The 12,663-nt window shown below is 38.1% G+C and carries 11 protein-coding genes; 5 read left to right on the top strand and 6 right to left on the bottom strand.

Annotation, left to right across the window (positions count from 1 at the left end):
- From C7B62_RS20825 to C7B62_RS20810, 4 genes are all read right to left on the bottom strand, one after another.
- Positions 1–1,416, bottom strand: a 1,416-nt coding sequence (locus C7B62_RS20825) for a GGDEF domain-containing response regulator (protein WP_106241767.1), incomplete at its 3' end; no start/stop codon positions are given.
- An 81-nt stretch (positions 1,417–1,497) separates the two neighbouring features.
- Positions 1,498–3,648: a response regulator gene (locus tag C7B62_RS20820; RefSeq protein WP_158260717.1), complete on the bottom strand. Its 2,151-nt coding sequence runs from the start codon at positions 3,646–3,648 to the stop codon at positions 1,498–1,500.
- A gap of 692 nt (positions 3,649–4,340) precedes the next feature.
- The gene (locus C7B62_RS20815; protein ID WP_106241761.1) at positions 4,341–5,099 is read right to left on the bottom strand and encodes a phycobilisome rod-core linker polypeptide; all 759 of its coding nucleotides are present in this window, start codon (positions 5,097–5,099) and stop codon (positions 4,341–4,343) included.
- A gap of 158 nt (positions 5,100–5,257) precedes the next feature.
- Positions 5,258–5,857 (bottom strand): phycobiliprotein lyase, encoded by a 600-nt coding sequence (locus C7B62_RS20810; protein ID WP_106241759.1) that lies wholly within the window; start codon positions 5,855–5,857, stop codon positions 5,258–5,260.
- Between the two features lie 291 nt (positions 5,858–6,148).
- On the opposite strand from C7B62_RS20810, the gene C7B62_RS20805 reads away from it, so the two are divergent.
- The 3 genes from C7B62_RS20805 (at position 6,149) to C7B62_RS20795 (ending at position 7,643) form a co-directional block, all read left to right on the top strand.
- Positions 6,149–6,316 carry an NblA/ycf18 family protein gene (locus C7B62_RS20805; RefSeq protein ID WP_106241756.1) on the top strand — a complete coding sequence of 56 codons (168 nt, stop codon included), beginning with the start codon at positions 6,149–6,151 and terminating at the stop codon, positions 6,314–6,316.
- A 492-nt stretch (positions 6,317–6,808) separates the two neighbouring features.
- Entirely contained in the window at positions 6,809–7,099 is a 291-nt protein-coding gene (locus C7B62_RS20800; protein WP_106241753.1) for a LuxR C-terminal-related transcriptional regulator, read from the top strand.
- Complete coding sequence (locus tag C7B62_RS20795; RefSeq protein ID WP_106241750.1) at positions 7,083–7,643, top strand: PD40 domain-containing protein; 561 nt, start codon at positions 7,083–7,085, stop codon at positions 7,641–7,643. Before C7B62_RS20800 ends, C7B62_RS20795 begins: the two co-directional genes overlap by 17 nt.
- Before the next feature lie 33 nt (positions 7,644–7,676).
- On the opposite strand, the gene C7B62_RS20790 is transcribed toward C7B62_RS20795, so the two are convergent.
- Positions 7,677–8,261 carry a substrate-binding domain-containing protein gene (locus C7B62_RS20790; protein ID WP_106241747.1) on the bottom strand — a complete coding sequence of 195 codons (585 nt, stop codon included), beginning with the start codon at positions 8,259–8,261 and terminating at the stop codon, positions 7,677–7,679.
- 307 nt (positions 8,262–8,568) lie between these two features.
- Here C7B62_RS20790 and pyk point away from each other — a divergent pair, with 307 nt between their 5' ends.
- Together pyk and C7B62_RS20780 are read left to right on the top strand one after the other, a co-directional pair.
- Complete coding sequence (gene pyk / locus C7B62_RS20785) at positions 8,569–10,326, top strand: pyruvate kinase (RefSeq protein WP_106241745.1); 1,758 nt, start codon at positions 8,569–8,571, stop codon at positions 10,324–10,326.
- A 710-nt stretch (positions 10,327–11,036) separates the two neighbouring features.
- Positions 11,037–11,714 (top strand): phytanoyl-CoA dioxygenase family protein, encoded by a 678-nt coding sequence (locus C7B62_RS20780; protein ID WP_233220080.1) that lies wholly within the window; start codon positions 11,037–11,039, stop codon positions 11,712–11,714.
- A gap of 59 nt (positions 11,715–11,773) precedes the next feature.
- Here the strand turns inward: C7B62_RS20780 and C7B62_RS20775 are convergent, their stop codons facing one another.
- Positions 11,774–12,460: a response regulator transcription factor gene (locus C7B62_RS20775; protein ID WP_106241742.1), complete on the bottom strand. Its 687-nt coding sequence runs from the start codon at positions 12,458–12,460 to the stop codon at positions 11,774–11,776.
- Positions 12,461–12,663 lie beyond the last annotated feature (203 nt).

The raw sequence follows: 12,663 nt of genomic DNA, 5'->3' as shown, positions 1-12,663 counted from the left end.
ATCTTCAAGAATTTGATCGAGTTTACTAATAAATTCAGGTTCTTGTAGCTGTTGACTAGCTAAATTAATACTCATCTTGAGCGAGCCGATTTCAGGGATTGAAGCAAATTGTTGTCGCCAGGTTTGCAGCTGTTGACAAGACTCTCTAAGTAGCCATTCGCCAATCTCCAAAATTAATCCAGTATCCTCAGCAATGGGAATAAATTCCACAGGAGAAATAGAACCCCGCTCAGGATGTTGCCAGCGAATCAAAGCTTCAAAGCCAACCAATTTATTACTATCTAAAGATATAATCGGTTGATAGTGCATCATCAGCTCATTACGCTGGAGAGCAAAACGCAAATTATTCTCTAATTCAACCAGTTTCAAGGTTTCATCGTACATTGTCTGGTCAAAAATTGTGTAGCGTGCTTTTCCTTTGTCCTTAGCGCGATACATGGCAATATCAGCATCCCGCATCAAATCAGCCGGGTTGCTATATTCGGTTGAGCTAAAGACAATACCGATACTAGCGCTGGTAAAAATATTCTGACTTTGTAATTCAAATGGCGATCGCATTCTTTGTTGAATTCGCTCACCGATTAAAGTTGCATCCTTAACACTTTTGATCCCATCTAGTAAAATGACAAATTCGTCTCCACCCAGGCGAGCTACCAAATCGTTCTCTCTAACACATTCTAGAAGTAGATTAGATACGGCAATTAACAATTGATCCCCAATTAAATGACCCAGACTGTCGTTGATCACTTTAAAGCGATCTAGATCGATAAACAATAGTCCATAACGATAGTCAAGATTTCTTTTGGCATGAGCAATGGTAAATTCAATCCTTTCGGTCAGCAAAGCTCGATTCGGCAATCCGGTTAGGCTGTCGTGTAGAGCATCGTGGATTAACTGCTGCTGTATTCGCTGACGCTCATTGATTTCTTGACGTAGTTTTTGCACCACAGTTTTTAGTTTGATCGTGCGTTGATAAACTCGCCTTTCCAGATCTTGATTTAGTTCAGTTATCTCAGCTTTAGCCAGTTGCAAAGCAATTTGATTTTTAACCCGAACTAAAACTTCTTTAACTTGAATTGGTTTACTAATGAAATCGACCCCACCAACTTCAAAAGCTTTAACTTTATCTAAAACATCATCTAAGGCACTCAGAAAAATAACTGGGATATCGCAGGTTTGTTTATTAGCCTTTAACTGTTGGCAAACTTGATAACCGTCAAGATCGGGCATTTTGATATCTAACAAAATTAGATCGGGCAAAATCGTACTTGCACCGCGCAATGCCGTTAATCCACTTTTAGCACAGCGTACCTGATATCCCTGTTTACTGAGGGTATTTGCCAGAATCTGTAAATTATCAGCAAGATCATCGACCACTAAAATACTAATTTCCTGGACTGAAACAGAGATTGTCATTTTTGTTTGGGGTGGGTTAAGATGGACTGTCTTGAGCGAGTGAAAACCTTTCTCATTGTAATGAGGGTAATGATTTAGAAGTTAATTGCTTTTACTTTTTTTTACTAAACTAATAATCTTGTCGAAATCAAAGTCGTTAACCTGTTTTTGCAGAGAATCTTTTAAACTGTAATGTTCTGGAGGAATTTTTTGTAATAGCTGGGTCAGTAAATCTTGATCTAATACCGTTGCAGCCTGCTCTAAATTGTTTCGCCACTCGCTAGACATGATATTTAAAGTGTCCGCTGTTAATTTGAAATTGCTAGTAGTATTACTAATTAAGGGACTGATGGATTCGTAAACATATCGTATCCCTAGGTGTTGAGCAATTTTGTCAAAGATAACGTTTTCTGAAAAAGGTTTGCTGACAAAATCGTCGCACCCCGCTGCTTTAAAAAGTGATTTATCTTCTTCTAAAGTACTAGCGCTTAATGCCACAATGGGCGTATATAAGGCTTGGGAATAGGACTTAATTCGTTTGGTGGCTTCACAACCATTCATCACAGGCATTCTTAAATCCATCCAAATCATATGAGGTTGCCAACGCAACCAAACATCAATTGCTTCTTGACCATTGACCGCTTCTTGAACTTTGAAACCGACAGGCTCTAAAAACCTTTTCATGATTGCACGATTAGTTTTAGAATCGTCTACAATCAAAATGCGATATTCAGTTTTGTCTGATTCTAAACCGATCACTCTTCTTAAGCCAGACTGAACCTGTAATTTCTGAGCAGCAACGCTCTGGGTTTGAATCTTTAAATTAAAAGTTAAGCCTGATTTTAGAGGTTGATTGTTGCTGACGGTGATATCTCCTCCCATCAGTTGAGCTAGTTTACGGCTAATCGGTAGGTTTAAGGAACTGCCTTCAGTCAAATTTACTTCTTGTCGCACCGTCACCAGAGGATGAAATAAAGTAGCTAACTCTACTTCAGTAACTGATAAATTGGTATTTTCTACCTCAAAAACAAGATGATACTTTTGGGTAGAATTTGGTTGATTTGGGTCAACCGTCTCGTGGCGAGAAATACTTGAACTAACTCTAAGGCTTACATCGCTTGTGGGTTTGGATTTGAGACAATAATTAATTAAATTTCTTAAGATCTGGCGCAGTCTACGCTCGTCAACACAAATCCATTGGGGCAAATCGTGCTGTCTGATTAGCGAAAATTCCCAATCTTGATTATGAGCCTGAAACTTAAAACTTTGTTCTATATTGTCTAGCCAATCGTGAAAGTCAATTTTATTATCTTCTAAAGTTAAGCGGTTGGTTTCAATTTTTGCTAGATCGACTAAGTCATTAATAATCGATAATAAACGCTCCCCACTACGATTAATAATGGCGATATTTTCCTGACCTGTCTGGTTTGTAGATAATTCTTGCTCCATGATTTGAGCAAATCCCAGGATTGCGTTTAAAGGCGATCGCAGTTCATGACTCATATCCGCCAACAAGTTATATGGCTCACAATCAACTTGAGCTTTTTCCACCAATAAATCACTCTGATGATTGGGCAATTCAACTACTGCTGGAGGCTCAATTTCGTGGCTAGTATCCGAGTTAGATGCAATCTGCTGTTCTGGCGATCCATTTTGCTTGTTGATGAAGAAGCTCAACCAGGCATAGTTCAAGATCCCCAGCGCGATCGCTGATAATAAATAGATCACATAGGCGTGCCAAGAACTCAAATAATTTTCCTTTACCGACTCAGTCGTTAACTCCGACTCAGGAATAGTCACCACCAACCAGCTCAATCCTATTGTTTGACTTTGCCAGGGAGTTGCTTGTCCTAAAAAACGCTGCTGCTTAATTTTAAAACTGAATTTATAAGCTTGATTAAAGTCAGAAAAACTGTTTAAATTAAGCGGAAAGTAATGCCGAATATTTTGGTCACTAATCTGAGAATTAGCTTTAATCTTGGGCAGATTACTACTAATAATTGAACCATTTGGCTCGATCACAGCAATTTTGAGTGTATAGCCAGGGTCGAGTTCTGATAAATAACGATCGAGTCGTCCCTCAAGGGATTGAACTTGAGTCGCTTTGGAGTTGGGATCAATTGCTGCTTCGTTGCTATCTAAATGTGATAATAAGCGATCGCTTATTTTTTCCGTATAACTATTGGCAATTTGATTAACAATTTTGTGATTATTTCGCGCTCCAAAGTATTCTGCAGTACCAAATGCAGCCACTGAATTCAGGCTACTTATCAGTAAAATCAACAGATACAAAGATCGGTTGCTTCTCTTCATTTGTATCTTGCTGCTGATTTTGTCCAATTGTTTAATTCTATTTTTAAACTTCATGTAGGCTTCTGCAATAAATAAAAAAAACAGATGCTTTAACCTGAAAACTAGCTCATCAACAAATGTTAAAATTAAACTGCAACAGATTCTACAATTAATTAAATGCAATTTGAAAACTAAATAAAATTAATTAATTGTTATGCTGATTGTCAAGTTTGATATTGATTGACTAAGGTAAGTTTTTACGCGCAACAAACAAAGATAATTGATCTAAATTAGTCAGTTTTGTATAAATCTATACTATGGCAAATTCACAATCGATCTAATGGTTACGAGTCAAGATAATTATAGACATAAATTAATTATCGTGACCGCAATTTTTGTATATTACTGTTTAAAAAAAGAAAAGAGTTAATTGCTAACAACTTCTTTTCTCCTTCAATACTCATAGTTTTACGTTGCCCGCTGATAAGGTTGTCATTAACAAAAGGTAATTAAAAAGAGGGAAGTCAAGAATTAACAGCATAATTCATCAGAACTATGAAGCTAATTTATAACTTTCCCTCTTTAGTTTTTGTCAGTCAGATAATGATGCCAACTGCGATTACAGATTTGGCGCTACCAATATCAAAGATAAATCAGGTAGTTTTGCGGTAAGGAACTTTGGACAGATAGTTGATGTTCGACACTGAGGTTGAACTGGGCGCATTTGCTCTACTAGGTAGGCTACGAGCCATATCTAAATACAAAGATGGATTTCCTGCGGTGGGTTTTTGCTCTTGAGGTTTGTAGGTACGAACTTCGGTTTGCCAAATAATTTGGGGAAATCCAAGAATGGCACGATAGTATTGGTCGTAACGAGGAGAAGTAATGTTAAAAGGACGTTCTCCTTGTTCGCGACTTGCTAGTACTCGACGACGTTGATAAGGTACGATATCGTAGCCAAAATTCTCTATGTATTCGTCACTGTCTAGCAGTTCGTCAACGAAACCTTGAATACCTTTGGTTGCTACTTTGATCGACCAGGCAATTTTTTCTCGTTCGTTGTAAACATCACGCCCCAAAACTCTTTGGACACATTGTTCGACAAAGCGATAATTGCTGTTCTTAACGTAGAAGCTATTGTAAAAAGTTTCTGAGAGTAAAAGTCCCCGAATAAAGTCACGCACAGTAATTTGACCGTTGCGCAACTGAGATTCCAAAAATCTTTCACGATCTGCGCGAAAAGCGTGGAAAAATATCTGGCGATAAGCCGCTTCAATCAAATCGTTCATCTCAGACAAAGACAGTAAATTCTCTGCTGAATAAACTTTAGGTTGTTCATCCCCCCCGATATCGTATCCTGCAACACGAACATTTTGAGAGCTGGGCTTATAACCCAATAAAGGAATAGACAAGTCAAAACCTCCGCCTATTGTAAATGTAAATTATGTTAAAAATCTTAGTCCCAATCATACGTTAGACGGGGGTAGTAAATAAACAACAGTAACAAAATATTACAGAGTAATTAGTTAGTTTTTGTTTGCTTACTCGTCTTTTGCTAATTAGTAATCAATTACCATCCTGAAATTGCCAATGATTTGCCCTCAATAATGGCTGCTGTTGAGGGAGCATTATCTGCTTCACTGACCCGAGATTCAGCACAGAAAGTAGCTGTATTAAACCCGCCAAATCTTTTAACAGTGCTGCTGCGCAGTCGTAGATCAGAATTTACAAACCAAAAGCGTTCAATAATACTCATGGTTTCGTATTCGGTAATCAAAACTAATCCGTCATCATGATCCATATGGTATTCTCCAGCCACAGGAACTATTTCCGCATAACCTCTTTCCCTAAGTAACTTTCCCGTGCGGAGATTCTCTGAGTCAGGAATTAAGGCAAATACGGTTGTTCCTTTATGGTCTTCGTTTTCTTTATCCCAAGCCATTGATCCATCCCAGCTAACAAATGCCCCACCAATTGCTGTTTTGGGGTCTACTTTGTGCATCTGACAGATCGTAGCAATCTTTTCATCGTCAGCATCCAGAAATTCGACGTTGATATCCGAGCTACCGCTTTCTGCTCGCCTAAAGGGCAAATGATGAGTAGTGCGTTGCGATCGCCATCTACCCGCACTTTGTTGAAAAAATTCTTTAGCGTCTTTGATTGAGTTCATCTTGAGATTTAGTCTTAAACTTATCGCTGATATGATTACTATTTACTATATCGACTAATTAGCTGATATTGCCTTTACCTAGTCGATTTTAAAATTTTTTCCGCATCAAAATACACCAAAATTCTAGTTCTTTAATAAGTATTTTATAACTTTTTGTTGCTTCGATTAATTATTACTTGACATTATGGACTATTTATAGGGGTGAGTGTTAGATTAATTGCAAATCAACACTTAGCTTCGTAAATAAAATTTCTACAGGCTGAGTATTTATTAGATTAAGGAGTGATGCCCATGGACTTATCAGGTCAACTGAGTATGGAGCAGCAGTTTAAGTTAAAAGTGCTTCAAGAACAGGTACAGGGATTAAGCAAAGAACAAGCACAAGAATATTTATTAGAGATGTTTCGTCAAATGATGGTCAAAGATAATTTGGTCAAAAATCTCTTGAGAAACGCCTAGTATTTTTTGAGCTATACAATATAGAGATAGATAGCCGATCTTTATCTTGATAATCTTGATATATAGTGCGAAGCTAGCCATTACGATGGGAAAATCATCGAACATAAGATGGTTTCATTTAGCTATCTCGATCCAGGTAATTGGGAACGCCAGGAATCGGAACTCATCCAAAAATGAGGAAGTTTTAACTACTAAACTTCGCACTTACAAAAGTCGTTGCTCAATTTTTATAATATAAGATTGGTGCTTTAGTTATGAGTACATTAGAAAAAATGCAACAATGCAGCTGATCGCAATCAGTTCACATTTTAGAGTTAATTAAAATAAGTTGATAACAAAATGTTGATATTTTGTTAATATACTTAGCAATTTGTGACAGAGTCTCGTGAATTGTTAAAGAATAATTCATTTACAACTTAAACGGTAATTAAGTGGAAACTTTACCTTCTACAATGAATAGATGTAGTGAGTAAATGTACTGGGTAAACCCAAATGGAAGCTGAGAAAATTAGTCATGAAGCATTATTGTCAGCCCGAGAACTAGAAATTGTCGAGCTAGTAGTAACTGGGTTGAGCAATCACAAAATTGCTCAAAGACTAGAAATCAGCAAGAGGACGGTTGATAATCACATTAGCAATATTTTGAAGAAAACTAATGCTGCCAATCGTGTGGAATTAGTACGCTGGTCTTTGAAATGGGGTAAAGTCTGTCTCGATAATGTAAATTGCTGTTCTATTCCTAGTCTTGAACCCAGTCTCAAACAAAATGAAGTGGTATCTTAAACCGCCTTCAGCTAGAATAATTCTGGCAATTACAACGTTAGCTTTGGGTAGTTGCCAATCTAGATACATCACCCCTCCTACCCAAGCTATCAACGCCTCCTTAAATTCTTTCGCGGCTGAAGGCGATGCCAATTTTTCCTATAATGGTCGTTATTTAGTTTACACGAGCGATCGCGCAGCCAAACGTAGCGTGTATTTATACGATCTTCAGCAACGGCGTTTAGTCTCTTTACCTGGACTAAATCAACCTGGAAGTATGCAGTCACAAGCAGATCTTAGTGCCGATGGACGCTATATCGTCTATTGTTCAGAACAGCTGGGGAAAACTGATATTTACCTTTACGATCGCTCTAATGCCACTAGTGACAATCTCACCAAAAACTTTATTGGCGAAGTTCGCTATCCCAGCATTAGCGGTAATGGACGTTTTATCTCTTTCGAAGGAAATCGTTCAGGACAATGGGACATTGAAATTTACGATCGCGGAACGGGAATCGATTTATCTGCACCGCAAAACTCTTCCGTCACTCCTACAACACCATAATTGAGATGGAGCAAATATTCAAGCAATAATGACTTAATGACTGTTAATTGCCTTTTTTCCTAACTCAGAAAAAGCGTAGCCTAAAAATAGCTCTATATCTGGATCGAGTGGTGCTTGGTAGACGTAATATAAAGCGGGCGCATTCTGATCATGCTTAACTCTCAAGCTATTGATCTCGATAGCCGTCAAACCTGCTGCTTTTTCTGCTTGGCTTAAAGGGCGATCTAAGGCTAGCAAATCGATATCTCCTGAGTAGAGAAGAGCCAAAGCTACATCACTTCCGTCAGCGTTTGTAGTGATCATAGTCCCAGGATATTGCTGATGAAAACCTTTTCGCAGGGCTGTGTTGATCTGATTTAGCTTGTCTGAACCATTGATATTTATAGAAGTCCCTTGAGGGACTATGGCTGGCACAACAAAATTTTCTTTAGTTACAGCTGATGGAGGTGAAGCGGAATTTACTCGATTATCTGCTTTAAGAATACTGTTTTTGCTAAAATTGTCTTGACTAAATCCTGCAAAATTATTTTTGATCAACCAGTTAAAACCCGTTGCTACAATCAATATTGTGGAAACCAAAGCCAAAATAAAAGGAAGAAGCTCTTCTTTTTTTAACATAAAGAAAGTTTCGAATTGTCAAATAAACAGCTTTGTTAAAGCAGATAAAAGTCAACTAATTGACAGTAAGTTTAGCTTAATATCTCAAGTAAAAAACGTAATTTTCTCAAGTTAACCTTTTTAGACAGACGAGATTAAATCCTTCCTCATATAGGTTACTCAAAAAGTAGATTGACGAAAAAATGTGCCTAGAATAATTAGTTGTGTTGTAAACTAGGCTGGCGACTAGAATTCCTGCATAGCCTCTTGGCTTAGTTCGTGAAGATGCAGCGTGAAATAAATCCAGAAAATCGAGAGCAAAAAAGTAATGTCATCGCTAAATAACCCGCGTCGGACAAAAATTGTTGCCACAGTAGGACCAGCCACCCTCAAGCCAGATGTTTTGAGACAATTGATTACAGCGGGAGCAACTACCTTAAGAATTAATTTTTCTCATGGCACGCAGCAAGATCATCAAAAGGCGATACGTTTGATTCGGCAGACTGCTTTTGAACTAGACCAGCCCGTAGGCATTCTACAAGATTTGCAGGGTCCCAAAATTCGGTTAGGTAAGTTCGCAGCAGGGAAAATAGATCTTAAAAAAGGCGATCGCTATATATTAACTAGTCGCTCAGTAGAATGTAATCAGGAAATTGGCTGTATCAGCTACCAGAAACTGGCGGAAGAAGTGCCAGAAAATGCCACTATTTTGTTGGATGATGGCAAAGTAGAAATGCAGGTAGAAAATATTGATAAAGCTAATCAAGATCTACACTGTCGAGTTGTTGTGGGGGGAGCGCTCTCCAGCAATAAAGGAGTTAACTTTCCTGGAGTTTATCTTTCAGTCAAAGCCTTAACTCAAAAAGATCGCGAAGACTTGATGTTTGGTTTGGATCAGGGAGTAGACTGGATTGCTCTAAGTTTTGTCCGTAATCCGCAAGATATTTTAGAAATCAAAGATTTAATTTCTAGTGCGGGTAAATCTATTCCCATTATTGCCAAAATTGAAAAACATGAAGCGATCGAACAGATGGATGCGATCCTCTCATTATGCGATGGGGTAATGGTGGCACGGGGAGATCTAGGAGTAGAACTGCCCGCAGAAGATGTGCCAATTCTGCAAAAACGCCTTATTGCTACAGCTAATCGCTTGGGAATTCCGATTATTACCGCTACTCAGATGTTGGATAGCATGGTCAATAATCCTCGACCAACTCGTGCCGAGGTATCAGATGTGGCTAACGCGATTTTAGACGGTACAGATGCCGTGATGTTATCTAATGAAACTGCTGTCGGTAACTACCCTGTAGAAGCGGTGGAAACGATGGCAACGATCGCCTGTAGAATTGAACAAGAACAGGGGACAAACAAACTAAAACGAACTAAACGCTCGATAACTCAGGCTATTTCCGCAGCAGTAGGTGAAATCGCTTCTCAACTAGATGCAGCAGCGATTATGACTTTGACTAAAACTGGAGCAACAGCTCGTAATGTTTCTAAATTTAGACCAAAAACGCCTATCATCGCGATTACTCCCCATGTTTACGTATCTCGTCGGCTACAGCTAGTCTGGGGCGTTAAACCTCTGCTGGTGCTAGATTTATCTTCTGCCACTCAAACGTTTCAAGCCGCAATCAACGTAGCGCAAGAAAAAAATTGGCTGGCTGCGGGAGATTTGGTAGTAATGACGGCAGGAACACTTCAGGGAGTAGCAGGATCGACGGATTTAATTAAGGTCGAATTAGTTAAGGCGATTTTAGGGGAAGGTTCGGGTATTGGACAAGGAGCAATTAGTGGTCGAGCTAGAGTTGCCAAAAGTGCCACCGAGATTAACGATTTTAATCCAGGAGAAATTCTAGTTACTTCCTCTACTAATGCTCAGTTTGTCGATATTATTCGTCAAGCGTCAGGAATCATTACAGAGGAAGATGATATTACCAGTCATGCAGCGGTAATTGGTTTGCGGTTGGGTATTCCCGTCATTGTCGGCTTTAAAAACGCCACTGAGGTAATTCGAGAGGGAGCAATTTTAACCGTCGATGCCAAACGTGGCGTAGTTTATTCAGGGACAGTTAATAAGCAATAATTCTGGCGTTAGTATAGTAACTTGATCAAATTGGTGGCTTCTGTTTAGCTTGTTTATGCTTTTTGATGGTGTGGCGATCGCTTTAATTAGTATTATTTAAAAGCTATACCATTTCTCGAAACTAGTTAGATAGATGGGCTGGAAAATGTAGGTTGGGTTGCAATACTTCTCGTTTAATGAATGCTAATTAATTTATAAGGTTAGGTTAAAAGACAAGGGGAAATGAGAAAAGGAAAAAGCACCCAACTTGCGTAGACCTTTAACCTTTTTCTGTTAACCTTTTCCCTATCTCAACCGATCGAGAAAAAGGCTTAAACGAGAAGGATTGGGTTGGGTTCAGGCACGAAACCAAACACCTAAGTAGCTGGGTGGAATTAAATATAAAATAGGTGAAGGCAGAAGGTTCTGAAGGTTGTTGAGATGATTAACTTTCTTAAATCTGTCCTAGTTTTAAGGTGCATTGCTATCAAATAAACTCAAATTGTGACTATAAAAAAGCTATTTAAATACATTAAAAAGATAATATACAAATTTAAAAAAATTTGATACTATTAAAATTAATTCTCAAAAAAAAATATCAAAACAATCCAATTTACCTGCAAAACAATACTTATAAAAGCTATTTATCGCCTAATATAAAGTTTTAAAATAAACTTTTTTACTAATATTTTTCATTAAAACTGAGTAATTTACTTTCAATCAATTATTGATTGATAAATAATGAATATATCTCCTTTCAGAAAAAAGCTTTTCGAGAACTATCGTTACAGCCTGTAATTGGGGCGATCGCTGCAAGATTAATGGATACTGATACAGTTAGATATTTTCAAGATCAATTAATTAGCAAAGAGCCAAATCAACACGTTGATACGTATGTCGGCTGGCATACCGATCGCTCCTACCATTCTAACTGTACATCCCACAAATTATTAACGGTTTGGATTCCTCTCCATGACGTTGACGAACGGCACGGCTCCTTGGTAATGGTTGATCGCAGTCATAAATGGTCGCCTACCGAAAATTTACGCGGATTTAATCATAATAATCATCATTCAGTCGAGCAAGAATTTACTCAGCAGGGTAAAAAGTTTCACAAAATCCCATTCAAGCTAAAAAAGGGTCAAATCAGTTTTCATCATTCTTCCATAATTCATGGCAGCTATCCCAATCGCAGTGATATGATGCGTCGGGCGATCGTGCTTAATTTACAAGATGGCGAGAATCGCTACCAACCTTACTATAATCAGGGCAAGCAAATTCATCATTTTTTAGATTTATTATGTCGCCAACAAGCCAATGGTTTTCCTGACTATACAGATCCCGCTATTTTTCCCGTGGTTTGGTCAGAACAGGAGGCTAATCAAAATAAGTCTCTTTTTATATCTTGATCTGAGCGGGTTTCCCTCCGTCTGCGAGAATCTTCTACTTCTCTGCTAAGTAATTTAGCTTAAGCTGTATAATATTCCATTGCATGGCAGATTAATTCAATACGGTTATTAAGATCTGATTTACGCAATAGGCTGCTCACATATTTTTCAATCGTACGGGGAGATAGATGCAGTTGTTGACCGATTTCTATGTTTGAGCGACCTTCGATCAGTAGTTCTAAAACTTCTGTTTCCCGTTGAGTTAATTTAAGTTTTTCATAAAGCTTACTTAAATCATGCTCTTTTTGCGCAGTAGGAAGTTTAGCCGATTTGGGAATCGTATTTGCTGGTTCAAGGCGATCGCCCTGGGAAAATATTATTTCCGAATGAATTGCCTGCGATCGCTCTAGGAGATTACGAATAATTGCCCCTAATTCTTCCATGACAAAAGGTTTTGGCAGATAAACATCACAGCCTACCTGATAGCCGTGAATACGAGCTGTTGTTTCACTAAATTCGCTAAGAAAGATCACTGGTAGTAAACGGTATTGAGGTAATCGACGAATATTTTTGATTAGTTCATAACCGTTTTTATATGGCATTTTGATATCAGAAATCAGCAAATGAGGATGATATTGTTCTAACATCGACAGGGCTTGTTCCCCATTTTCTGCCGTAATGACTGAATAACCATGAAATTCCAAATAATCATTGATCGACAAACGTATTGCTGGGTCGTCTTCAGCAACCAAGATAAATAAAGGCATTGAATTTTAGTCTACCTCTTCGCCTACTTATTCATCATCTTAGTCTTTATTTTGTTGCTTATTTATATTTGCTCGATTTTATCTCACCAAAGCAAGTATTTTTTTAGTTCTTTATTTCAGTGATTTTTAGAGCTATATTATTTGCTACTTGCGAACTATACCTTTGGTATTGATTTTTGAGCAAAATCTTCGAGTCACAATAT

It is taken from the genome of Pleurocapsa sp. CCALA 161 (assembly GCF_003003995.1).
Classification (GTDB): domain Bacteria; phylum Cyanobacteriota; class Cyanobacteriia; order Cyanobacteriales; family Xenococcaceae; genus Waterburya.
The sequence above is the reverse complement of the archived record's forward strand: the minus strand, read 5'-3'. Positions and strand labels throughout refer to the sequence as shown.